Genomic DNA, 24589 nt, shown 5'->3' with positions numbered 1-24589 from the left:
ATTTTTTGGCAAAACGCAAAGATACCAATTTGTAAGGATAAAAGCTAATAGCCTTATTCAGAATTAAATGTTAATACTTTGGGTTAAAGAATACACTATTTTTTGTAAATTTAATAAAACATTTAAACTAAGATGATTACTATTGAAGCTTTGCGAAAACTCCTTTTTTCTTTTCCAGAAGTGGAAGAGGCACCACATTTTGAGAAAATTTCTTTTCGCATTAAAAAGAAAATCTTTGCAACGTATTCTTATTCTACTCATAGTGTAACACTCAAACTATCCTTAGAAGAACAAGATGTGTTTTCATCAGGAAAAGGCAATGCTATTTTTCCTGTTCCAAACGCATGGGGTAAACAAGGTTGGACAGTTGTAGATTTAAGTATCGTACATGAAGATTTATTTCATGATGCAATTACTACTGCATATGGTAATGTTGCACCAAAGAAATTAGTGCAATTAGTACAAAAAAATTAGCTTAAAACGGGTTCGTATTGAGTAAGGTCTTCACGTAACCAATTGGGTATTTCAACAGATTTTCCAACAGAAATGTCCACTAAAACTTGTACGCTTTTTCCTTTTGCGTGAATAATTTCGTTGTTTTCCCTATCTAAACTAGTAATCAAATATTCAATTTCAAAACTTTTTGAGCCAATAGAAGAGGTGCGTAATTTAATGGTTGGTTCTTTGGCTGTTAGCTTCAATTCTTTGTAATAATCACATTCAATATGAGCGATTACAAACATGTTTTTAGTCCAATCCCATTGTTTACTGGCCTCTAACATGTAGTGGCCACGACCAACTTGAAAATATTCAAAATAAAATACATTATTAACATGGTTTAAAGGGTCTAAATCATTCCAACGAATAGGAAGTGCCATTGAAAATCTGAAATCGGTTGTGTTTATTGAATTCATTTTATAAAAATTATCTTGCAAATTTAATATATTTGAGTTTTAAAGTTATTTATATTATGAAATTATTAGGAATTGGTTCTCGAATTAAGCACGAAGATCATGGCATAGGAGTTGTTACAAATGTAACCTCAAAATATTATTGGGTAACCTTTATAGAAAAAGGGGTAGAGACTATTGAATTAGACGAAACTATTGAAATAATTGAAGCGGTAGAGGATGAGGTAGATACCGTAAGTTTGTTTGAAGTAGAAAAAATGCTAAAAGGAATTCTTGAAAAATATAGCGATATAGGCCCGAAAGTTTCTATTGCTGACAAATGGAAAGGTGGTAAATTAATTTTGGAACCAGGAACAGCGACTCAAAATAAAGAAGTCCCTATTGATACTTTTTTTAATAAAATTGTGATGGTGAGAGATCGAGTACGCGTAATGGAACAAAAAATTAATTCTAGTAATTTGGAGCAAAATGAAAAAATTGAATTACAACAATATATTACTAGAATTTATGGTAGTCTAACCACTTTTAATGTTTTGTTTAAAAATCAAAGCGATTATTTCGTGGGTGAAAAATCGAAGTAGTTCTTTTGAAATAAAAAAAAAGCTCCAAATCTAAAAATTGGAGCTTTCTAATTATTGTTGGGTTTCTACTAATTCAACCTCAAAAATTAAGTTGGTATTCGGTGGAATTACGCCACCACCAGCACCAGTTTTTCCGTAACCTAATTCAGAAGGGATAAAAAGGATTACTTTATCACCTAAACTCATCGAGTTTACGCCTTCAAGGAAACCAGGAATTAAACCACCTTTGTTTCCATATTGAAATGGGAAAGGGGCATAACCATTGGCATTGGCTCTGTTTTGATCAAATTTTCCATTCGCTCTACTAATATCTTCGTAGCTACTGTCAAATAAACGACCGTCTTCAAAATAACCGGCATAGTGAATGAATACTTGTGTTCCTTCAGCAGGTTTTACTCCAGTACCTTTTTGAATAACTGCATATTTTAAACCAGAAGGTAAAGTTATAGCTTCCTTACTTTTTGCTTCAAAAAACGCTTTTTTATCAGCAATAGTTTGTGCAAATTTAGCTTCTAATGCTTTTCTTTTTTTAGCTTCTATTTTGTCTTTTTCTTCTTTTTCTTTCATGTAATTTTCAAAGACTTTTTCAGCTTTAAATTTTTTAGCTAATTTACCTTTACGAATAATGGTTACTTTTTCTATTACATCGTTTTGTGCGATGCTATTAACAACGTCTTGTCCTTCGATTACATGTCCGAAAACGGTGTGTTTTCCATCTAACCATGGAGTTGCTTTGTGTGTAATAAAGAACTGACTTCCATTAGTAGCTGGTCCAGCATTAGCCATAGATAAAATACCTGCATTGTCGTGTTTTAAATCGCTAACAATTTCATCTTCAAATTTATATCCTGGATCACCTCCACCAGTACCTAGTGGGTCACCTCCTTGAATCATGAAATCAGCTATAACTCGATGAAATTTTAAACCATCATAATATAGTTTTCCTTTGTATTGTTCTGCTACAAAAGGATTTTTTCCTTCTGCTAAAGAAACAAAATTAGCTACCGTAACTGGTGTTTTCTCAAATTCTAATTGTAATAGGATTTTTCCTTTTGAAGTAGTAAGTTCAGCAAATAAGCCTTCATTTTTTTGAGCATTTATAGTGAAGAAACTAAATAAGAAAGCGAATACTGCTACTATTTTTTTTGTGTTCATGTGTATTAAAATTAATTAGGCATATTTTCAAGGATATCTATTTCGAAAATGATATCCGTGTTTGGTGGAATTACATTACCAGCACCTTGAGCACCATATCCTAAATTTGAAGGAATGTAAACCATGATTTTATCTCCAAAAGATAACAATTCAATTCCTTCTATAAAACCAGGAATTAACCCTTGTTTATTTCCAAATTCAAATGGGAAAGGCACATATCCGTTTTGTTGTGCTCTCATAGGATCAAATTTTCCATACATTTTAGATACCTCTTCATAATTAGAATCAAATAATTGTCCGTTCTGAAGAAAACCAGCATAATTAACGTATACTGTAGTTCCTTTTTTAGGTTTTGCTCCATTTCCTTTATTCAAAAACTGATAGATTAATCCCGATTTCGTTTTGGTACCTTCTTCTTTTAGTTTCGCAATTTGGTCTGCTTTTAGTTTTTCAGTAGCTTCCACTTTTAAAGCTGCCAAACGTTGTTCTTCCGCTTCTTTCTTTTGCACTTCAGCTTCTACTGTGTAATAGTCTTTAAAGATTTTTACAGCATCAAATTTTTTAGCATCAGCCCCTTTTCTAATAATTGTTATTTTACGAATCGTGTCATTCATTTGAATAGAATCCACTACATTTTTTCCTTCCATAACTTCACCAAAAACGGTATGTACATTATCTAACCAAGGCGTTTCTTTATGTGTAATAAAAAACTGACTTCCATTTGTTTTTGGACCTGCATTTGCCATAGAAAGAATACCTCCTTTATTGTGTTTTAAATCAGGGTGGAATTCATCTTTAAATTTATAACCTGGGTTGCCTGAACCATCACCATTAGGATCACCACCTTGAATCATAAAATCAGGGATCACACGGTGAAAGGTTAATCCATCATAATAAGGCTTCCCTTTGTATTGATCAGCAACAAATGGGTTTTTCCCTTCTGTTAAGGATACGAAATTAGCAACAGTAATAGGTGTTTTTTCAAATTCTAATTTCACAATAATGTCTCCTTTATTTGTTTCGATATCCGCGTACATTCCGTCATCGAATTTTGAAAACTTGTCATTACAGGAAGTAAAAAAAAGTAATACAATTGCTGAAAAGCTCAAAAGATATTTCATAAAATTGGTTTTTTATTTGTTTTATAGTATGTTTGTTTCGACTTATTTTGGAGTAGTATCTTTTTTAATGTCTTTTAATTCGACAGTACAAATTAGAGGTACATTGGATTGTATTTTATTGTCATCTCCATGATAACCAAACCCCATATGAGATGGGAATAAAAAAGTAACGGTTTCTCCTTTTTTCATTAATTTAATTCCATCTCGAAGCCCCATCATGATATTTTGTTTATCCACTAAATAGGTTTGTGGCTTTAATTCTTCTTTAGAATAAATAACTTGATTGTTAAGATCGTTAATTTCATAATTAAAATAGGCAATGTCACCTTTTACTGGTGAGGCTGTTTCTTCTTCTATTTTAGTAATGTATTTGTACCAATATCCTTTATTAGAAGCAATATATTCTTTTAAAGTGTCTTTTTTTATAATGGAATCAATTAATAGTTCTTCGCTTGCGATAAGCTTTTTATTTCGTTCGATAGACTCTTTTATGAAATTGCCATCCGTTTTTGATATGGGTTTTCTTGCTTGTTGTTTTGAACAACTCGTAGCAATTAGTAATGTGGTAATGATTATAAAGAATTTTTTCATTTCTCTTTTCTTTCTTTTTCTTCTGCTAAAATAGTAATAAATTGATTGACTGTTTCTTCTAAACTTGAAAAAGATTTTCCTCCGGCAGCATTTATATGTCCACCACCGTTAAAATACTTTCTTGCAAATTCATTTACATCAAAATCACCTTGTGAACGGAACGAAATTTTAATGATTCCTTCTTCTTTGTTTTCTATAAAAATAGCTGTTACAATTATGCCTTGAATACTTAAACCATAGTTTACGATTCCTTCCGTATCTCCTTTTTTATAATTAAAGGTATTTAATTCTTCTTGGCTTAGTGTAATATAAGACGCTTTGTATTGTGGTACTATTCTTAAATTTTGTAATGCTTTTCCAAGTAGTTGTAAGCGTTCGTAACTCGAATTGTCAAATAATAAATTATGAATTTCACTATTGTTAATTCCTTTATCGATTAAATCAGCTACACATTGATGCGTTTGAGGTGTAGTTTTTGGAAAACGAAAACTCCCTGAATCGGTTACAATGCCAGTATATAAACAAGTGGCTATATCTTTATTAATAAGGTGATTATAACCTAAAGCATTGATAAAATCATATACCATTTGACAAGTAGAACCATAATTTACATCTGAAAAAGTATATTTTGCATAGGAATCTGGTAATTGATGATGGTCAATCATAATCATTGGATTCGATAATGTTTCTAGAACTTTTTGCATGGCATCACCCGTTCGGTGTAAGGCATTAAAATCTAAGGTAAAAATAAAGTCACTATGTTGTAAAAGAGGTAATGCTTTGTCATATTCTCTTTCAAAAATAACAGTTTGATTGGCATTGGGTAACCAAGCTAAAAAATCAGGGTACTCATTTGGAGCAATGAAAGTAACCTGATGCTGAAGTTGTTTTAAAAAAAGTAGTAATCCCAGTGAAGACCCCATGGCATCTCCATCGGGATTTCGATGACATACAATAGTGATTTTTTTTGGAGTACTTAATAAAGTTTGTATTTCAGTTAATTCGGTAGTTGAAAACATTTTATTTTGTTAGATATATGCCTAAGCCTACAAAAGTGATACCAATTCCAATTGATAATAAAATGTAGCCTAGTGTTAGTATATAATTTTGGGATTGTAAGAGATTAAAGTTTTCTAAACCAAAAGTAGAAAATGTAGTGAATCCTCCACAAAGACCAGTTATTAATAATAGTTTGAAAGCTTCATTTTCGGTTTGGTTTTTTTGGAAATACCCAACAAACAATCCGATTAGTAAACAGCCTATCATGTTTACTAAAAACGTAGCAATATACGCTTTATTTGGGTAGGTTTTAGCGAGATAGCTATTGCATAGATATCTAAGTGAGCTTCCAATGCCACCTCCTAAAGCAATAAAAAGAAGATTCTTTAACATGATTTATCGTTTCATTGAAAAATGGTTTCTTATCGTTTTACCATTACTTAGTTCGAGAACAAACCAATAATCGGATGAAGGTAATAATTCTCCATTATAAGTTCCGTTCCAACCATTTCCAAGTGGGTTAATTTGTTTTAATAGTTTACCAAATCTATCAAAAATATAGATATTACTATTTTCTAAACCATTTTTATCTAAATTTTCAATTTGCCATGTGTCATTATAACCATCTCCATTAGGGGTGAAAAATTTAGGATAATCTAAGATATAAAAAGTTTCAGTAACATAACCACAATTGTTTTTATCATTAACATAAACGGTGTATTTCCCCGGAAGTAAGTTCTCAAAAACAGGACTGTCTTGGTAATCAAATCCGTTAAGAGAATATTCATATAGTCCACTTCCTAAAGGAAAAATTGTGGCAGTGTTGTTTTCTGAAAAATCATTAATAACGATGTTTTCAATGGTAGCTATTTGAGATCCAATAACGTGAAAAGTTTTTGTTTTAAAACAGCCTGAAGCATTTTCTAAGGTAACTGCATAATCTCCTTCTGTAGACACCACTATAGATTGAGTGGTTTGAATAGGAGTAGTGTTCCAACTGTAGGAACTAAATCCGCTTCCTGCATCAAGAACGATACTATTGTTTTCACAAAGCCCTAAGGTTTCATCACTATAATCTTCTGTAAAAGGAATCACTTCTAAAAGTATTGGATACACTTCATTGTCATAGCAGTTATCGATATTGATGACTTTTGCGTATAAAGGCTGTTGATACGGAACTGTGTTTTGATATAATAAAGGAACTGGAGTTGTAGCAGTTGGACTATCAAAGAGAGCTAATTCATAATTTGCAGGAAGGTTGCTAATAATTTGAGGTAATATGAGACTCAAATCAAACATGGTTATTCCATCTTGTATGTCGTCTGCATCACATTCTGTAAAAGGATCATTGGTATTTTGAACAAGCGTTGGTGCAAATTCAATACTAATGTCATCTGTTGGAGCTTGAGAACAACCAGGAATAGAAACAATAACGGTATATGTTCCATCTTGCGTTACCGTTAAAGTGGAAGTCGTTTCTCCAATAATTTCATTACCATCTAAAAACCATTGATGGGTACCATTTAATTGGGTGTCCAAAAGTATAGACTCACAAGCAGGGTTTCCATTGGCTATAGTTCGATCTTCTCCAAGATTTACACTAGTATTGAAACTACCAGCTTTAAGAAAAATAGCAGAATCATAACGATAATTTCCTTCATCTGCAATGACTAATTTTATGTGGTATTGATGGCCTGGTGTAACCGTTGCTTGAGCCGTCAAAGTTTTGGTTTGTCCATTAAAATTTGTGGGATGATTGATGTCATTGAAGCTATCAAAATATTGTTCATTTTGTGGTCCACAACCTCCAGGAATATTTGGGTGTACAGTGGTTACTTTAACAGGGATATTGGTATTCGGTATTAAGGCTAAGTTTTGGTAATTTGTTGAGCCAACTTCTCTTAATAGAAAGGCAAATCCGTCTGAATACTGACAAGTTGCTGTTCCATGATATTCTTCAGAAGAAAAAATATAGTCGAAACTGATACGATTTCCTAAAGGGGTGAAATCAAACTCAAGTATAGTAGCATTAATTGAATTGGAAATATTTAACGCTTGATTTAAATCGGTATCACCTGTCCATCCAATTCCATTTCCATCATCTGAAATATAGGCATTAGGTCCTGGAGCATTATATATTCTACCTGTGCTTAGAATAATTCCATCTTCAAAAGGAAAAGAAGATCCGTCTCGATTAAAATAACCATAGGATTTGTCTCCTGATGGAAAATTTCCACCTGAAACAGTCACATTGGTTACCGATGCACAACCACTATTAATTAATATATCTTCAACTAATTGTTGTGGCGTGAAAGAGTTTTGATCCACACTGATACTTTGTGCCTGATTCTTTTGAATAATCAATAAAAAAACTGCAATTATAAAATACCTCATTCTTTACTTTTTAATAGCAAAGGCAAAGATACTATAAATCTCTTTTTCTCAATATATAATACGATAAATATATGAAAAGGAAAGTCCAAACACAAACAATGGCTATTTCTGAAAAATGAACACCATAGTCCCTAACTACCTCTTCACCCGTAATGGTAGTTTCAATGTTTTTGATAGCAGATAATCTAGAAAAGGGTTCTTTGATTAAATTACTCATCGATTCCAAAGGGAAAAATTGATTTATTTTAGCATAAATGTCGGTTTGAGGAAAAAATTGCCATCTCAATAATCCTGAAACTATAGCTTCTCCTATATTCCATATTAATAAAAAACCTAATGCAAAGGCACTTCTTTTTACCAGAATTCCAAGGAATAAACAAAATGAGAAGAAACCAACCAATTTAAAGAAGAACGCAATCAAATAGTTTAAATCTGAAAATACAATTCCAAATTCAGTATAAGAAGAAAATGAATATCCTAATATCAAAGACATTAAAAAAATAAATATGGTTGAAACTAGAGCAAAAGTCACGACAGTTAGAAATTTGGAAAGAATGAATTCTTTTTTACTTAATCCGTCAATTAAATTTTGTTTTAGAGTACCATAGGTATATTCATTAGCCATCATGGAAACAATTACAATGGCTAAAAATAATTTAAAATAACCTGCAATATAGGTGTTAAAGTGCCATATGTATGGAAAATTAAAAATACCTTGCTCTGCAATATGAAATTTTAGTTTGCCAAAATCAAATTTAATGGAAGCAATTAAAGCGATAAAAGAGAGTAAGACAAAATAGGAAATAATGAGGAACTTACTGGCTCTATTTTTTAATAATTTTTGAAATTCTATTAGGAGTAAACGTTTCATTTTTTAGTTTTTAGTTAGTTTTTGTTAGTTGTAAAAATTGCTCCTCTAAGCTGTTTTTTCTTTTTACTAAGTGTTGGAGTACTATGCCATTTTCAAACAAATACTGATTTAGTTCATCTGCTTCTAAATGGTCTTTTAGGTAAACAAATACCTTATCTTCTTCAATTTTTATATCCTTAACAGCGGTATGCTTTTGTAAACGTTCTTTTAATAATATGATATTGTCTGATTTTAATTCGAAAAAACCTTCGTTGGATAACATACCATCTACGGCACCATGATATAAGGTTTCACCATATCGTAATACAACCACATGGCTACACACTTTTTCAACTTCGTCTAATAAGTGCGAGGCTAATAAAATGGTAGTGCCTTGTGAGGCAATTAATTTAATTAAATCTCTAATTTGTCTTATTCCTTGAGGATCTAATCCATTGGTGGGTTCATCAAGAATTAAAATTTCTGGATCATTTAATAGAGCGGAAGCAATTGCTAATCGTTGTTTCATACCTAAAGAAAAGGTTCTGAATTTGCTATCTTTTCGTTCTAAAAGTCCAACCAACTCGAGTTTTTCAAAAACTTTAGAATAAGGAATCCCTTTAATTTTACATACCAATTTCAAATTTTCTTCTGCAGTCATATAAGGATAAAAATTGGGACGTTCAATAATAGCTCCCACTTTTTTGAGTGCTTCATGAGTAGGTAGGCTTCCATTAAACCATTGGTAATCGCCAGAAGTTTTATTTACCACATTCAAGACAATTCCTAAGGTTGTTGATTTTCCAGAGCCATTCGGACCTAAAATGCCATACACATTTCCTTTTTTGATTTCAAAAGATACGTTTTTAACAGCATGAACGCGCTTATTAAAAATTTTATTGAGATTGGTAATTGTAAGTATTGTTTCCAAAATATAAAGTTTTATTAAAAGTAGACGATACTTCGCAAAATTTGTTACAAAAAAAAGAGCTTGGATTAAAAATGGTATTTCCTTTATTTTATTTTTTTTAGTCGTAAATATGAGTATTTTTATAAAGTCTTACAATAGACACATATGCTATGGAATTTGTTTTATATATACTTTGTTGTATTGTCTTAGTGGTTAATATTTTGCCTTTTATTCCACACCAACATTGGTTTTTTAGAGTATGGGATTTTGGTAGAATTCAGCTGCTTTTCTTGTTAATTATCTTATTCTTATTGAGCATATTTGTTTTTTCGGATTTTACAGTTTTTTCAAGGGTAGTACAGTTTTTTTTGCTAGTTTTTATTGGATATAATTTAAAAGTATTGCTGCCGTATACACCTCTATATAGCCAAGAAAATAAATGTAATAGAAGCAATGAGGAAGATTCGGTAAGTATTGTTTCTGTGAATGTGTACCAATTTAATAGCGAATACGATAAATTAATCCGTTTAATAGAGGAAGTAAATCCAGACATTATTCTAACGATGGAATCCAATAGAAATTGGGAAGCATATTTAAAGAAAATTGAAACAAATTATCCAAATACGCACAAAGTTACTTTAGAAAACACTTATGGAATGCATTTTTATACACACTTAAATGTTATTCAATCTAAAACCAATTATTTTGTAGCAGATGATATTCCTAGTTTTGAAATTATCTTAGAAACGAATTCAGGAAAACGGTTTACTTTTTTTGGAGTTCATCCACCACCTCCAAGTCCAACGGAAGAAGAGAATTCTAAGGAACGAGATGGAGAATTATTATCGGTTGCTAAAAAAGTAAAAGAAAGTAATTATCCAGTTATTGTTTCAGGAGATTTTAATAATGTAGCTTGGGCCAATTCTTCTGTTTTATTTAAGAAAAAATCACAATTAATTGATCCTCGAATTGGGAGAGGTTTTGTGTCTACTTTCCATGCAAAATATCGATTATTGCGCTTTCCAATTGATTTGTTTTTTCATTCTGAAACCATACAAGTGAATGAATTTAAAACTTTGCGAGCAATTGGTTCGGATCATTTACCCTTATTTTGTAAATTTTGTATCGTTACCGAAAATAAATCGGAAAACTTATCTGAGAATACGAATGTAGCAGAAGATGTAGAAATTGAAGAGATTATTGAAGAAGGTAAAAAAGAAGAAGGCGATAGAGATGCTGTAGCTACAGAATAAAATAAATCCTGTAGATAATTTAGTTTATAGTAATTTATCTACAGGATAGGTAATATTTTTCTTTTTCTTAAACTCTGCTTCTTCCACTAATAAGTGATAAAATAAATAGTACAATAAAAATAAAGAATAAAATTTTTGCTATACTAGCAGCACCAGCTGCAATTCCTCCGAAACCGAATATTCCAGCAACTATTGCTAAAATAATAAATGTGATAGTCCAACGTAACATAATAATAAATTTTTAGTTTGTAAATCGTTTAATTAGAATGAGAATCTGTTCTTCTCATTTTCTATTACAAATTTAGAATGAAGCTACTATTTCTTCCTTATAAGATTTTTGAAATCCGTTATACTATTGCCATATTATTGTTATTTAGACTTTTAAATGAGGATTTTGCAATATAAAGCGTATATTGTATAAAAGAATTTAAAGAGTGAGTCACTACTTTTGTTGGTAAAATATCTTTAAATTATAAACTATGAAAATCAGCACGTATACCAAAAGGGCGTTGTTAGGAGGCACTATTTCATTAGCTATTATTTTAACTGGAACTTTTCTTTTAGGCAAATTAAGTGGTTATGAAGCTAAAATTTTAATTCGTAACTCCCTAACTGGGATGAATACCTTATGCAATACAATTGCTTTAGCATCGGCCACCATTCTAGCTTTATTACTTACATTATTAGGAATTAGTTCGAGTTCCAAATCGAAATTAAAAAAAGACCATTACCGACATATTTTGCAAATTGCCAAATTGGATACTTTTGTATTTGTGGCAGCTGTAATTACTTTTTTACTTTTTAATTTACCAATAACCGAATCGGAGAGCGTGCCTTACAACTGGTTTAATTTTGTGTATTATATTTCTTTAGCCATTTCTAGTGTCTTAAGTTCGTTATTGATTATGGTTGTACTCATGTTATATAATACTATTGTAAATATTATAAAAATTGTTGGGCTTGGAATTTTGGATCATCCATTGGTTAGTAGAGAAGATGAAGAAGAATAATTTCGCTTAGAATTTTTCGAATACACCTAATCCAAACAATGCAAAATCATATTTTACAGGATCTGTTGAATCTAATACTCTTAAATTAGTATCTAGTTCGGCTAACGCTTTTGCGTCATTTTGTTTGCGAGTAAGGAGTTCTAACTTTCTTGCAACATTCCCAGAATGGACATCTAGTGGACAAGATAAGGCTTCAGGCGAAATACTATTCCATATTCCAAAATCAACTCCTTTATTGTCATTTCGAACCATCCACCTTAAAAACATGTTGATGCGTATAAATTGTGCGGTTAATTAATATTTGCTATATCATAAATTTTGATAGGATATGAATTCGTATTCATATCCCTTACACATTGAATCAATGAATACTTAGCAATATTTGAACGAAGAGTTGCTATATCATTACGTATATCTAAATTTGGAGCAATCTTTGATTTAAATGCAATCACAAAATAAATATCTTTAGTATTTAAAGAATTCAAAAATTCATCTCTAATAATTTGTCTTGTTATATTTTCACTTTTTGCATTATATCCATCAATAATCCCGTTGACAAACTCATACCCTCCCGATGCTTTATCATTCCAAAATCTTGTTGCTGATAAAACAACTTGATTTGTTAAATCTCTGATTTTGCCATCAAAACCATCCTTTACATGAATAAAATAAATTGAACTTTCATCTTCAAAAAATATATCACAAAGTTCAACACCTTGATTTACAATAGTATCAAAATTTTTAAAGTTTGGTAGACTAGCATATTCTCTATTATAATTTGTTTCTGTAAGAGAACTTGACCAATTGACTGTCAAAATGTTTTCTCTCAAATAGTTTTTTGATAGGATACTTATACATGTGTTATTAATTGTTTCAATAAAATTATTTTCCACTTTATACCAATTATTATCAATTAGAAATATTGGTCTAGAATTTATTGAAATTTCACATGTTAAGTGCATTGTAAACATAGCAATAGTTTTTTCAATACTACCTCTGAAACCTTTTACTTTTATTCCTGATAATGCATAATTGAAATCTAATCCTGCATGATTATTAAATAACCACTTCAAACCTTCTATATAAATCTTACTTTTATCTGTTAATGTTATAAATGGATTTTGTGCTCCTCTAGCATAAAGCTCATATTTATCACATTGATAAAATTCTTGAAGTCTAGAGGGATGTACAAAATCAATATCAAATTTCGGAGGATTAACAGCAGATGTAGGAACTAATCTATCAAACATGTCTTTTCTAATTCTGTAATATAACTCCATTCTGAAATCATTTCCAATAATATGCTTATCTTTTATATGGATAAATGAAGTAAGTGAATGATGAGCATCAGTTTCTAAAACTTCCGAAATTATTTTAAAAACCTGATGAAGTTCCTGAAATGTAACTCTAATTTTAATACAAAAATATGAAGCTACTTCTAAATTTATTTTTTCTGTAGTTAATTCAAGAAAATCAAACAAAGTATCTTTTAAATCCTGTCTCAATATTAGATTAATACAAGTTGGGATATTAGTAAAATTTAGAGTATCACTTAACTTTTGTCCATAAGTAAATGTTGTTTTTTGTTCACTTAAATTACCAGAAATACCCCTTGTGACAATAAAATTAATAATATCTTCATTTGGGTCAGATAAGTATTCATATAATTCTAAACCAAAACGATGATTGATAAATCTTAAAATTGCTCTAATCCCAGTACCTCCGATGAATAAAAAAATTTGATTTCCAACTTCGGCAAACAAAACAAGTGATAATTGTTGAATTGTAAAATTATGCTCTGCTACTAATTCTGATGGCAAGAAGGATGCCCAATATGAATCTTTTTGTTCTTCGTTATAAACGTATGTTGTATATCTGACATTATCATGAATTCTAATAGGTAATGGTATTCCTATATTTTCTTCATCATTAATTTTACGTCTATGTTCATCCACAATATGTTGAATGATTTGAGTAGATGTATGAAAATCTTTAAATTCATAAAAAGTCTTATCTACTTGAAATATTTTAATTTCATATTTATTGTCTGAATCAAAAAAATCGTTCATCAATTGAATGGTTTTATTCAAATATAAAAATTATTTTTTTCAATAAGCTCTATGAATTTATTTGAGAGTAAATATATACTTGTCGACGAGCTAAATTATTTATTTTTGAAGAGTTAAAATTTTTACTATTTATGCTAAATTATTTTGAACTTAAACAGTTTCTTGACGAAAAAGTTGAATTGTATAACAATCCTAACTTCATTGAATCTGACCCAATTCAAATACCTCATCAATATACATTAAAAGAAGATATTGAAATATCAGGTTTTCTAGCTTCAACTATAGCTTGGGGTAATCGAAAGATGATTATTAATAATTCAAAAAAGATGATGGATTTAATGGGAAATTCACCATATGATTTTGTAATGTCTAGTAATGAAAATGATTTAAATCGTTTGGAAAATTTTGTGCATAGAACATTCAATGGTCAAGACTTTGTAGGGTTTATAAAGAGTTTAAAGAATATTTATGAAAATCATGGAGGATTAGAATCAATTTTTGATAAACATCAAGGGAACGATTCAATGCAAAACGCTATTGTTGAATTTAAAAAGATATTTTTTGAAATTCCTCATCATAATAGAACTGAAAAACATATATCAGACCCTAGTAAAAATTCTTCAAGTAAAAGAATAAATATGTGGTTGAGGTGGAATTGTCGCCAAGACAATAAAGGCGTAGATTTAGGTATTTGGAAAAGTATTAGTCCTTCTTTACTTTCTTGTCCTTTAGATATACATTCTGGAAATGTGGCGCGCAAATTAGGTTTACTGACTCGTAAACAAAACGATGCTAAAGCATTATTAGAACTTGATTTTAACTTAAGAAAATTAGATAAGAAAGACCCAGTTAAATATGATTTTGCTTTATTTGGTATAGGTGTTTTTGAAAAATTTTAAGAAATTAAATTTATATTAGATAAAAGGTTAAAAAATACTTTTTTACACCAAAATAGAATGGCATATTTCTGTCTTAATCTTTATATTTGCCAAAATTGATTACTACTTTAAAATTATATGATAAAAACAATAGAATTATTTGCTGGTGTAGGTGGATTTAGAATTGGATTAGAAAGAACTAATAAAATTTTAGAAAAAAGTGTTTTTAATATAGTTTGGAGTAATCAATGGGAGCCTTCTACAAAAACCCAACATGCTTCTTTAATATATGAAAGAAAGTGGGGGAATTCTAATCACAGTAATATAAATATTGAAGACGTTGAGGTAGTTGATATACCTGACCATGATTTGTTGGTAGGAGGATTTCCTTGTCAAGATTATTCTGTAGCAACAACCTTAAAAAATTCAAAAGGTCTTTTAGGAAAAAAAGGGGTGCTCTGGTGGTCTATACATAGAATACTTAGTGAGAAAAAAAATAAGCCAAAATATCTTATACTTGAGAATGTGGATAGGTTGTTAAAGTCTCCTAGTAACCAAAGAGGAAGAGATTTTGCAGTAATGTTAAAATGTCTAGATGAACTCGGTTATGCGGTTGAGTGGAGAGTAATAAATGCCTCAGAATATGGATATCCTCAAAGAAGAAGAAGAGTGTTTTTTATTGGATATCATAAATCTACTTCAATCTATAAAAAAATTCAGAAAGATTCGCTTGATGAATGGATTACTAAAGATGGAATTATGGCTAAATCATTTCCAATATCTAATAATTTTATCACCGAAAAACAATTTGATTTAAATGCTGATTTAAAAGATGTGAGTGATAATTTTGGAATTGGAGAAAAAATATCTCCATTTCTGAACTCTGGAGTTTTATATAAAGGAAATATTTTTACTGCTAAAGTCAATTCTAATTTTGACGGAAAAAAAGCTACTATAAAGTCAATTCTGATAAAAGAGAAAAGTGTACCAAGTGAATACTATATTGACAAAGATGAATTGGATAAATGGGAATATCTTAAAGGAGCAAAAAAAGAAATAAGAGTTAGTAGTAGTGGTTTTGAATATAATTATGCTGAAGGAGGTATGATTTTTCCTGATTCAATAGACGAACCATCAAGAACAATTATTACAGGTGAAGGAGGAAAATCACCATCTAGATTTAAACATGTAATTTCTACACCGAAAGGTTTAAGAAGATTAACACCAATTGAACTTGAAAGATTAAATATGTTTCCTGATGACCATACAAAGCACGAACTTGTTTCAGATACTAAAAGAGCTTTTCTTATGGGAAATGCTCTAGTTGTGGGTATTGTTGAAAAAATTTCGTTGACTTTAGCTAAAGAGATTGATTAATGTACCTTTTTTGCAATTTTAGTTTTTAATAAAAAATCTAAATATAAAACAAGATTAATAGGCATTTCTGCTTTGTTGTTTTTTGAATAATACATTTTACCTTCAAGTCTTGAATCTAGTTCAGATATGAAAATATTTTTTTCTTGGGTACCGTTACGAATGGAATGATTTATTTCTAATATTTTTTCAAAGTTTAAACCTCTTGACTTTAAAAATAAAATTAGTTTGGCTCTATCTACAGAAATTATTTTACAAGATTTAAATCCTTTTTTTATATCATGTTCATCATTTAAAAAAATTCCAGTAATTAAAAAATATTTATCGGTTATCTTAGATTTATCATACAACCAACCCAATTTTTGTAAGTTATCTTTTATATAAGAAATTTCAAAAGCAAAAGTTGGTAAATCTAAATTTAAGTAATCTAATTGAGCCTTTTCATCTATATTAAATTTAAGCTCATCTTTTGATATAATCAAATCAATCCCATTGTTTTGACTAATAGAGTCAAGTTTCCTTTCTATTTTGAAATCCTTAAAGACGTCTGAATAAATTGTATCTAAGTATTCACCAAGATATTGCTCTTTTTTCAAATCATCTTCAAAGTTAGATTTCATAACTTAATATTTAAGTAATAGGAATAATTCTACCAATCTTTTTCCTAGGAGCTAATTGGTATTGTTCTACTTTGAATGATGTAGGAGCTTCTAAACCAAAAATGAAAAGAGGCACTGTAAGAACATTATTTAAGGGGGGTAAGTACTCAACATATTTTTCAAAAGTCCCAATTGCACCATCAAAGCCTCCATTTCTTTTCATCTCTTCTGTTGCCGTAATTAATACTCCTATTTTAGTTTGAATAGCTTTATTAACATGATTTAATTCACTAGCTAAAACTGGTTTCAATAAATTCCAAGCAATAACTGAGCTATGATTGAAAGCAACTTCAATTGACACATCTGCTTTTGCAAAATCTAATCTCCAAGTGTCACCTTGATATGCAGTATCTTGAAATATACCTGATTCTTCAATCCATCCAGCTTCAACAAATCTATCTTTCAAAAGATTATTTATGGCTTTAGATAAACTCATAGGTGTTCTCTCAATATTTGCTGCACCATAACTATTGTGTTTTGCAATTAAATCTTCTTCGGATATTCCTTCAATGATTGATGTAATTTCATAAAATTGGTCAATAAACTCAGGCTCTTGAAAAATCACACCTGCATGTCTAAATGAATGGTGTTTATAATTCATTTTCTATATTTTCTAGGATTGTGGACATTTTGATATCAAGAGCTTTAGAAATTTTAAATAATATGTTAATTGAAATGTTTCTCTCACCCTTTTCAATACTTTGCATATAGGTTCTATCTATTTCAGACAACCCAGCAAGTCTTTCTTGAGATAGATTCTTTTCTAATCTTAATTGTTTAATTTTTTCTCCAATTCTTTTATTCAAATCCATAGATGTAAAATTGGCTAAATGCATTCTATAATACAACGGACTATTGTCATCTATTGTTGAATTTATTTGTTAATTTTGAATATAAGTATTTATCAAATAATAATTAATTTTAACTTAGTGAAAGATTTAGTTCTTCTTTTCAGTATAAAAAAAAATAATTGATTTATGTATTTCGAACAAACTAAAAACAAAATATTTTTTGCCAACAGCAATAAATTAAGTGAATGGACTAATGAAAATATAGAGCAAGGAAAAATTGTTGACAAAATAAAATTAATGTTGAAGAACTATCTTGAACTTGATAATGTAAGTTTTCTATTTGGTTCTGGCACATCTATTCATTTAGGAGCAGTTTCTATTAGAAATTTTCCATATGAAGTAGAGACTTATATTGTAGAAAAAAATAAAGAAAAAGATTTTGAAGGTATTTATGATGAATTTGAATCCACTGTCAAAATTTTACAAAGTGATTTTCTAACTTTTGGTAAAGCTAATCTTTTAGAAGGTTCAGATGATACCTTTAAAAACGATAAAGGCTGGGAATTTTATATAGAAGATGATTTTGTAAGAGACGGAATTTCAGGTGAAATAGTTTTAGAATATGAGTTCTTACTTAATTATCTTATTGCAAAAGATTTTGTACTTGATAAGGATAGGAGTCAAGAAAGAGTTGACAAATGTTCTAAATTAATAATTACAATTAAAGAAGGTTTATTTAATGTTTGTAACCTTGAAAAAAGAAAAGTATCTCAAACAATTATTGACAGGAAAAAAGCTAGCAAATTTGAAAAAGAACAAGAACAAGGTAATCTTTTAGCAACCAAAAATAAATATATATTTCATGAAAAATTTATAAAGGCATTACTTCAAAGGCCTTTAAATCTAAGAAGAGCAAATATTTTCACATCAAACTACGATTTAGCTTTTGAATATGCTTTTGACAAACTTGGAGTTCATTATATAGATGGTTTTGCAGGTTTTCATAAAAGGTTGTTTAAGCCTGAAACTTTTGAATACGATATTTTTTATCCTGGCTCTACAACCTCTGGAAAAGTTCAACGTATTGAAAAGGTTGTTCGTTACTTTAAATTACATGGTTCATTATCATGGGTGAACTCTGATGCAAGGGATGCAAACAACCTGTATGGTATTGAAGAAAAATCACTTGAAATTATTGAATCATTAAAAGAAAAAGGTGAAATTATAATTTATCCTTCTGCCGTAAAAAAATCTTATACACTTGATTTACCTTATTCAGAACTATTTCGCCAATTTGCGTCAACAATAAAACAATCACAATCAGTCTTAATAACTGTTGGTTATTCATTCGGTGACGACCATTTTAATGATATTATTTACCAAGCATTATCTAATCCAACATTCACCCTTATTGTTGTAGATTATCAAGGTACCCAAAATGAATATATAAATAACCTTAAAGAACTTAATGACCCAAGAATTATTATTCTTGAGGGCGAATTTTTTGGTGACTTTCTTACTTTCTCAGATACTCTTATGCCTAATTTCAACAATGTAGATAATAATGAAAAAGTAGCAAATACCTTGAATGAATTATTCAGTTCTAAGGTAAATCAACAAGAATCATCTAAAAATACAGAATAATGAGCGAGAGAAGTATTGGTAAAGTAATTTCTGTAGATAGTTTCAGATTATATATTAGATTGGATGATGACCTGAAAAGCTTATATAAAAGCGGTTACGAAGATATTTACGAAGTAGCAAGAATAAACTCCTATGTTATCATTCCAATTGGTTCTGATAGAATAGTTGCTATGGTTACAAGTGTTAGGGCAATTGATGAAACCGAACTCGGTAAAAACAAGGAAGCTATATTTTTAACTAAATCAGCTAGGTATTTAGTTGCAACGATGATTGGGACAATTGAAAATAGTGGAAAGTATATCCAAGGTGTCTATAATTACCCTATTTTAGATAATCCTGTTTGGTATGTAACAAGACAGGATTTAGATAATATTTTTGACCAAAAACAAAAGTCAGAAATAAATTTTGAAGATGACTATTATTTACCTATTGGAACATCTCCATCATTTTCAGATTATAGAATAAAAATTAATCCCGATAAATTTTTTGGGAAGCATGCTGCAATTTTAGGTAATACAGGTTCAGGTAAATCTTGCACCTTTGCTTCAATCATACAAAGCATGTTTGAATTTGATTACAATGGAAAACACCTTCAAAATGCTCATATTGTAATATTTGACACTAACGGTGAGTACAGGCAAGCATTTCAAGGGACAAAGGAGAACCCATACAAAAAATTAAATGAGATAAATGCTTTCCATATTGACAAAAATGGAATGAAAGTTCCATTTTGGTTTATGAATTTTGCGGACTTTGATTTTTTATTTGAACCAACATCTGGTACACAAGCACCAGTATTTAAAAGAGCACTAGGATTGGCAAAAAATCAAAAAGTTGTTGAAGAAAAACCTATTTTAGATAAATTTTCTGAAAGGGGTATATTAACATTATTTGACTCTTCGCCAGATGATATAAAGAAAAAGAAAAAATATAATGATTATGGGACTTGGAAATACAAAGAAGACAATGAAATTCTTGGACTTGCAAATACAATAACAACTTATGGAAATCAACTATTAGTAGACATTCAAAAAGCTCTTCTGAAATTAGGAGCTAATAATACATTGAATGATGAGAAAAACGCTTTAGTTGAATTAGAAAGTAAGTATTTAGAATATTCTAGTTCTCAAAACATTGAACAGATTGCTATTGAAAAAAATATTGATTTACCAATTTGGTTTAATTTCCAAGACCTTATAACTAGATTCTTCGATGAGGCAATAAATGAACAAGAAAATTCAGGAAATAGGTTAAGGGAATTTGTTTCAACTTTAAGATTAAGATTACAATCTTATTTAAGTGACGAAAGGGTGTCCCAACCTTTATTACTCAGTCAAACTGATGAAATTACAGATGCATTAGCTAAATTCATTTCGTTTATTTTGGGTGATTTCTGTAAAGTATACAAAACCCAAGACACTGACTTATTTACAGATTTTTACAATGCACAACTTGAAAAAAAAGATGTAGAAAAGCTTGAAACTGAAAAGCCAAGTCAAGTGACAATTATTGACATGTCCTTATTGCCTTTTGAAGTATTAGAAACAATCACGGGATTAATAGGGAGGCTTATTTTAGACTTTGTATCTCGTTTTCCTGAAAATGATAGAGGTAAACTTCCAATGGTAATAGCCTTAGAGGAAGCACAAAACTATATTCCAGAGAGAAATAGAGGTGATAGAGAATCGATTGCTAAAAAAGTTTTCGAAAGAATTGCAAGAGAAGGGCGAAAATATGGAATATCATTATTAGTATCTAGTCAAAGACCTTCTGAATTATCAAAAACTGTTTTATCTCAGTGTAATTCTTTTATTATTCATAGACTTCAAAACCCTGAAGACCAAAGATACGTAAGGCAATTGGTATCAGCGGCTAATGAAGATATATTACAGCAATTACCAATTTTACCTCAGCAACATGTGGTAATTATGGGAGATGCAGTTAGAACACCTGTACAAGCAAAAATGAATACTGCAAACCCTAGACCAAATAGTAATAATCCAAAGTTTATTGAAAATTGGACTAAGAAATTAGATATGAATTTTCCAAAATATAAAGAAATTGCTTCGGCTTGGGAAAAAGGTGAAAAGTATAAACTTCCTGAAGACAAACCTGATGAGGTTAAAGAATGATAAATATTTATTCTAGAAGTTAAATAAGTAAAGTATGTTGGATAAAGATTATTACTCTATAGAGAATCAAATAAAAAGAATAGAAGAAAATAAAAGAATTGATTCTGAAAAGAAGAAGTTTAAAGAAATGCTAAAGAATTTAGACTTTAAATTGATTCCACAATGGCATTTATATAAGTCTGATATTGATTTCGAATATTTAAAAAGCGATTGTCATATTTCACTATGTAAAGGTGAAGCTTATAGTTTATATTGGGTTAAACGATTAGAATTATTTAGAATTCTTGATCCAAGCTATAGCAGAGTTTTTGTGAAAGAAAAAATTTGGAAAAGTCATGATGAAATTAAAATAACTAGAGTTTTAAGTAATTGGGAATCTAATAGAAAGCTTATACCTCCTGTTTTAATTCCTGATTTAACAAAGAAAGTGTTTTTAATTCAAGATGGTAAGCATCGTTTCGCTGTTTCAAATTTTTTTGAAGTTGAAGAGATACCTATAATTGTACTTAACTTAGATGAAGAAATATTTTTGAAACTTGTAAACAAAAAATACATTAAGAAAATAGAATGACTTATTAAATTTAAAAATCCTAACCGTTGAGATAGTTAGGATTTTTTATTTAATCAATTGGATTTTCTAAGAAATCACTCAATTCAGTTTCAAAATCTACAGGTCTGTCAATTCGATATTTCATTTTATACATCAAAAATTTTGCATTGATATTAGCAGTATTTTGCGAATATAGGTTTGTTACTTTTTTCTTATCAAATACCTCAACTTTTAGCCAATCTTTTAACGCATCAAATGCTTTTTTATTCGATTCAGGATTTTTCACTTTAGAAAGTTCATCGTTGTAAAACATCTTCAAGTATTTATTAGCGACTTTTTCCATGCCTTTAATATTCTTATTGTTATAGAATGGAATAACTTCCTGAACAAATTCAGATTCTTTACCATAATAATCAATTAAACTTGATAATGTTCCTGCATAATTATCAAATTCTTCTTCATCAATTGAATTATCTGTAACCGTTTCAATATTCTGCTGTTCTACATCAGTTTCTTGCAATTGAATTTCGTCGATAATTTCCTCCAGCTCTTCACTTGGTTTTAAATCCGTTTCATTTTTCAGATTGCCGAAACTTGAAATCGTATAATGATAGCTAAAGCCATTTCCTTTGCCTTTTTCTTTTTTGGTAATTTTTAAGAATCCATTTTCTTGAAGATTTTTAGTTGCATTAGCCAATTTATTTTTCGACCAGCCTAACAATTCACGATAATATTCTAAGCTTACTTTTTTATTACTTGGTGTGTCCAGTATCAACTGGAATAATCTAACTGCTGAATCTTTTAGTTTTGCATTAGTGATAACGTTTTTCGGAGTTTGGATAAAACCGTTATCCAGTCCAACAATAGCCGTGCTATTAAGAGTTTTTCTTTCCATAATTTTTTTATTTCCTCTTTATTGTAATTTCCTATTTTAGCTTAAACTCGGGAGGAAACCTTGAAGGAATGACCTTCAAGGAACCGAGTACGCAGTATTCCTGCTTTTGTATAGATATACACATTAATTGAAAAAAAGTAAAGAAAATTGAATGATATTTTTTTCTTATTGAAAAATTATTTAATATCAATTTGGATTATAATAGTGAAATTGAAGTAGATTTTAATAATTGAATTGGAATAGACTTCCCTCATTTTGAGGGAGGAAATTGGATAAAGTTCCCTCATTTTAATTGAATAGTTCCCTCTTTTCGCAACCTTATAACATATAGTTATATTACATAGCATGTATGCGCTATGTGCAATACATAAAATCAGAAAAAAAAAGAGAATCGCCCAGTAGGGGCTCATCATCTTTTTTTCTGAAAACAAAAAAAGTTAATTGAAACACTTCAACTGCGTATGCATAATTAATTTAATTCATTCCAATTGCCGTAGGCTTGAAATAAAGCTATATGCTTCAATTATATTAAGAAAATAAAGGAAAATCTACACCAACGAAAATAAAGCCCCAACGGGGCTATAAATAGGTATATAAAGAATTACCTCAACGATTTATACAGATTGCGGAGCAATCCAAAAATTATAAGAATAAGTCCAAAGAAAATTTGGAAAAAAGCCGAAATCAATATGAATACCCCACCAACAGAAGCCGAATTGTTGTATTGATTTCGTTGATGGTTCTCAACTCCAGTCATAAATTTGGAAGCGACCAAATCATATTTTAAATTGGTCCTTGATGAATTGTCAGTAGGAAAAAAATCATTAAAACTTGTCTTATTACTCATGGTTACAGGCTTTTATACTCTGTGAATGTACCAAAACCTTATGAATATACCAAGTAAATGCGCATAAAACCAGGTGTTTTGCGCATCTAATTGACAACTCATTGCTAGTTAGGAACATTTTTATTTTATAAAATGAATATATCCCCCCTCCTGTTTGTAACTTCAAGGTATAAAAGGTTTTATTATCTTTAAGTCTGCGGTGACCTCCCTCTTGGGTAAATTTTATTTCTCCATTTTTTGAAGTACTTAGATTGGTTTTCAAAATTTCTAAAAATTTTTTTCTAAAAATTTTGACCAATTCCTATGGGGAAAGTATTTATTATTAAAGTATTTTATGAAAAGAAAGATAAAAATCAAGTTTTCACAACTGAAAGAAATATTAAAAACAGAAGAGCCTAAATTTCCATTGATATTGATTATGGAAGGGATAACTGATAAAGAATTGGATGAGTTGTATAGGATATTAAAAAAGAAAAAGAGGAATTAGTTTTTCTTTTTAGGTATTAAATCATCAAGTAATTCACTTGTTGAAACATTTAACGCCCCTGCAATTCTTATTAGTGTTGTAACCTTCATTTCTTGAGAGCCACGAATATACTTTCTAAGATTAGTTGCATCAAGATTGGCATCGTGTGCCACATTCATAACAGTTAGATTTTTTTCAACTATTAACGTCTTTATCTTTTTCCCGAGAAGTATTACTTCATTTTTTTGCTTTTTTTCCATAGGTGGAAATTAGATTAAAGATGTCGTAAACAACTAATTTGTTACGACAGGTTGATTATAACCTATTTTTCATATATATTTGCTCTGTAACTATAAAATTGGAACAATGAAAAAAATCTTAACTCTATTATTTTTTGGAATCTTTTTCTCTTGCAGTAATGACGATTCTACTACTAATGACAATACAAATCCTGACCCGAACCCAACGCCTACTTCATATACTTTAGGTGGTATTGGTCCAGGGGGGGG

General features: G+C 29.8%; 26 protein-coding genes and 1 pseudogene. 9 read left to right on the top strand and 18 right to left on the bottom strand.

Features of this window, described 5'->3' with window-relative positions; translation table 11 throughout:
- Positions 1-132: 132 nt before the first annotated feature.
- Positions 133-474 (top strand): MmcQ/YjbR family DNA-binding protein, encoded by a 342-nt coding sequence (locus NHF47_RS14215; RefSeq protein WP_252765559.1) that lies wholly within the window; start codon positions 133-135, stop codon positions 472-474.
- Here the strand turns inward: NHF47_RS14215 and NHF47_RS14210 are convergent.
- Positions 471-914 (bottom strand): thioesterase family protein, encoded by a 444-nt coding sequence (locus NHF47_RS14210; protein ID WP_252765558.1) that lies wholly within the window; start codon positions 912-914, stop codon positions 471-473. The two genes, NHF47_RS14215 and NHF47_RS14210, sit on opposite strands and share 4 nt — an antisense overlap.
- Positions 915-970: 56 nt before the next feature.
- Here NHF47_RS14210 and NHF47_RS14205 point away from each other — a divergent pair, with 56 nt between their 5' ends.
- Positions 971-1492 carry a hypothetical protein gene (locus NHF47_RS14205; protein ID WP_252765557.1) on the top strand — a complete coding sequence of 174 codons (522 nt, stop codon included), beginning with the start codon at positions 971-973 and terminating at the stop codon, positions 1490-1492.
- Positions 1493-1543: 51 nt separating this feature from the next.
- Here NHF47_RS14205 and NHF47_RS14200 read toward each other — a convergent pair whose 3' ends face one another.
- Genes NHF47_RS14200 through NHF47_RS14165 form a run of 8 tightly spaced genes read right to left on the bottom strand, consistent with a single transcriptional unit; the run spans position 1544 to position 9533 of the window.
- Positions 1544-2647, bottom strand: a complete 1104-nt coding sequence (locus NHF47_RS14200; protein ID WP_252765556.1) for a peptidylprolyl isomerase — start codon at positions 2645-2647, stop codon at positions 1544-1546.
- An 11-nt stretch (positions 2648-2658) separates the two neighbouring features.
- Positions 2659-3768: a peptidylprolyl isomerase gene (locus NHF47_RS14195; protein WP_252765555.1), complete on the bottom strand. Its 1110-nt coding sequence runs from the start codon at positions 3766-3768 to the stop codon at positions 2659-2661.
- Positions 3769-3810: 42 nt separating this feature from the next.
- The gene (gldI, locus tag NHF47_RS14190) at positions 3811-4359 is read right to left on the bottom strand and encodes a gliding motility-associated peptidyl-prolyl isomerase GldI (protein ID WP_252765554.1); all 549 of its coding nucleotides are present in this window, start codon (positions 4357-4359) and stop codon (positions 3811-3813) included.
- On the bottom strand, positions 4356-5378 hold the full coding sequence (locus NHF47_RS14185; protein WP_252765553.1) for a bifunctional oligoribonuclease/PAP phosphatase NrnA: 1023 nt from the start codon (positions 5376-5378) through the stop codon (positions 4356-4358). The genes gldI and NHF47_RS14185 overlap by 4 nt, the downstream gene beginning before the upstream one ends.
- 1 nt (position 5379) lies before the next feature.
- Positions 5380-5751 (bottom strand): fluoride efflux transporter CrcB, encoded by a 372-nt coding sequence (gene crcB, locus NHF47_RS14180; RefSeq protein WP_252765552.1) that lies wholly within the window; start codon positions 5749-5751, stop codon positions 5380-5382.
- 3 nt (positions 5752-5754) lie between these two features.
- Positions 5755-7752 (bottom strand): T9SS type B sorting domain-containing protein, encoded by a 1998-nt coding sequence (locus tag NHF47_RS14175; RefSeq protein ID WP_252765551.1) that lies wholly within the window; start codon positions 7750-7752, stop codon positions 5755-5757.
- Positions 7753-7783: 31 nt separating this feature from the next.
- On the bottom strand, positions 7784-8623 hold the full coding sequence (locus NHF47_RS14170) for an ABC transporter permease (RefSeq protein ID WP_252765550.1): 840 nt from the start codon (positions 8621-8623) through the stop codon (positions 7784-7786).
- 10 nt (positions 8624-8633) lie between these two features.
- Positions 8634-9533 (bottom strand): ABC transporter ATP-binding protein, encoded by a 900-nt coding sequence (locus tag NHF47_RS14165; RefSeq protein ID WP_252765549.1) that lies wholly within the window; start codon positions 9531-9533, stop codon positions 8634-8636.
- A 149-nt stretch (positions 9534-9682) separates the two neighbouring features.
- Between NHF47_RS14165 and NHF47_RS14160 the strand changes: the two genes are divergently transcribed.
- A complete protein-coding gene (locus tag NHF47_RS14160) occupies positions 9683-10765 on the top strand; it encodes an endonuclease/exonuclease/phosphatase family protein (protein WP_252765548.1) in 1083 nt (360 codons plus the stop codon).
- 67 nt (positions 10766-10832) lie between these two features.
- Here NHF47_RS14160 and NHF47_RS14155 read toward each other — a convergent pair whose 3' ends face one another.
- Positions 10833-10994: a DUF1328 domain-containing protein gene (locus tag NHF47_RS14155; RefSeq protein WP_140998756.1), complete on the bottom strand. Its 162-nt coding sequence runs from the start codon at positions 10992-10994 to the stop codon at positions 10833-10835.
- 250 nt (positions 10995-11244) lie between these two features.
- Between NHF47_RS14155 and NHF47_RS14150 the strand changes: the two genes are divergently transcribed.
- Positions 11245-11775 carry a hypothetical protein gene (locus tag NHF47_RS14150; RefSeq protein WP_252765547.1) on the top strand — a complete coding sequence of 177 codons (531 nt, stop codon included), beginning with the start codon at positions 11245-11247 and terminating at the stop codon, positions 11773-11775.
- Between the two features lie 6 nt (positions 11776-11781).
- On the opposite strand, the pseudogene NHF47_RS14145 reads toward NHF47_RS14150, so the two are convergent.
- Both NHF47_RS14145 and NHF47_RS14140 read right to left on the bottom strand, forming a co-directional pair.
- Positions 11782-12051, bottom strand: a pseudogene (locus tag NHF47_RS14145) (DUF2400 family protein); the annotation flags it as partial.
- A gap of 14 nt (positions 12052-12065) precedes the next feature.
- Complete coding sequence (locus NHF47_RS14140) at positions 12066-13844, bottom strand: DUF6119 family protein (protein WP_252765546.1); 1779 nt, start codon at positions 13842-13844, stop codon at positions 12066-12068.
- A gap of 131 nt (positions 13845-13975) precedes the next feature.
- Here NHF47_RS14140 and NHF47_RS14135 point away from each other — a divergent pair, with 131 nt between their 5' ends.
- Both NHF47_RS14135 and dcm read left to right on the top strand, forming a co-directional pair.
- Positions 13976-14743: a TIGR02757 family protein gene (locus NHF47_RS14135; protein WP_252765545.1), complete on the top strand. Its 768-nt coding sequence runs from the start codon at positions 13976-13978 to the stop codon at positions 14741-14743.
- 117 nt (positions 14744-14860) lie between these two features.
- On the top strand, positions 14861-16099 hold the full coding sequence (dcm, locus tag NHF47_RS14130; protein WP_252765544.1) for a DNA (cytosine-5-)-methyltransferase: 1239 nt from the start codon (positions 14861-14863) through the stop codon (positions 16097-16099).
- On the opposite strand, the gene NHF47_RS14125 is transcribed toward dcm, so the two are convergent.
- Genes NHF47_RS14125 through NHF47_RS14115 form a run of 3 tightly spaced genes read right to left on the bottom strand, consistent with a single transcriptional unit; the run spans position 16096 to position 17567 of the window.
- Positions 16096-16716 (bottom strand): hypothetical protein, encoded by a 621-nt coding sequence (locus NHF47_RS14125; RefSeq protein WP_252765543.1) that lies wholly within the window; start codon positions 16714-16716, stop codon positions 16096-16098. The genes dcm and NHF47_RS14125 overlap by 4 nt on opposite strands.
- Before the next feature lie 10 nt (positions 16717-16726).
- Positions 16727-17356 carry a BglII/BstYI family type II restriction endonuclease gene (locus tag NHF47_RS14120; RefSeq protein ID WP_252765542.1) on the bottom strand — a complete coding sequence of 210 codons (630 nt, stop codon included), beginning with the start codon at positions 17354-17356 and terminating at the stop codon, positions 16727-16729.
- Positions 17346-17567: a helix-turn-helix domain-containing protein gene (locus NHF47_RS14115; protein WP_252765541.1), complete on the bottom strand. Its 222-nt coding sequence runs from the start codon at positions 17565-17567 to the stop codon at positions 17346-17348. The genes NHF47_RS14120 and NHF47_RS14115 overlap by 11 nt, the downstream gene beginning before the upstream one ends.
- Before the next feature lie 165 nt (positions 17568-17732).
- Between NHF47_RS14115 and NHF47_RS14110 the strand changes: the two genes are divergently transcribed.
- The 3 genes from NHF47_RS14110 to NHF47_RS14100 are packed head-to-tail and all read left to right on the top strand — an operon-like array spanning position 17733 to position 21893.
- Positions 17733-19190: an SIR2 family protein gene (locus NHF47_RS14110; protein WP_252765540.1), complete on the top strand. Its 1458-nt coding sequence runs from the start codon at positions 17733-17735 to the stop codon at positions 19188-19190.
- Entirely contained in the window at positions 19190-21322 is a 2133-nt protein-coding gene (locus tag NHF47_RS14105; RefSeq protein WP_252765539.1) for an ATP-binding protein, read from the top strand. The genes NHF47_RS14110 and NHF47_RS14105 overlap by 1 nt, the downstream gene beginning before the upstream one ends.
- A 34-nt stretch (positions 21323-21356) precedes the next feature.
- Entirely contained in the window at positions 21357-21893 is a 537-nt protein-coding gene (locus tag NHF47_RS14100) for a ParB N-terminal domain-containing protein (protein ID WP_252765538.1), read from the top strand.
- Positions 21894-21942: 49 nt separating this feature from the next.
- Here the strand turns inward: NHF47_RS14100 and NHF47_RS14095 are convergent, their stop codons facing one another.
- The 3 genes from NHF47_RS14095 to NHF47_RS14085 all read right to left on the bottom strand — a co-directional run bounded on the left by NHF47_RS14095 (position 21943) and on the right by NHF47_RS14085 (position 24340).
- Positions 21943-22767 (bottom strand): hypothetical protein, encoded by an 825-nt coding sequence (locus tag NHF47_RS14095; RefSeq protein WP_252765537.1) that lies wholly within the window; start codon positions 22765-22767, stop codon positions 21943-21945.
- Between the two features lie 601 nt (positions 22768-23368).
- Complete coding sequence (locus tag NHF47_RS14090) at positions 23369-23614, bottom strand: hypothetical protein (protein ID WP_252765536.1); 246 nt, start codon at positions 23612-23614, stop codon at positions 23369-23371.
- A 483-nt stretch (positions 23615-24097) separates the two neighbouring features.
- Positions 24098-24340, bottom strand: coding sequence for a helix-turn-helix domain-containing protein (locus NHF47_RS14085; RefSeq protein WP_252765535.1), 243 nt, complete (start codon positions 24338-24340; stop codon positions 24098-24100).
- Between the last annotated feature and the right edge of the window lie 249 nt (positions 24341-24589).

The organism is Flavobacterium sp. NRK F7 (genome assembly GCF_024054195.1).
In the GTDB taxonomy this organism is placed as follows: Bacteria; Bacteroidota; Bacteroidia; order Flavobacteriales; family Flavobacteriaceae; genus Flavobacterium.
The sequence above is the reverse complement of the archived record's forward strand: the minus strand, read 5'-3'. Positions and strand labels throughout refer to the sequence as shown.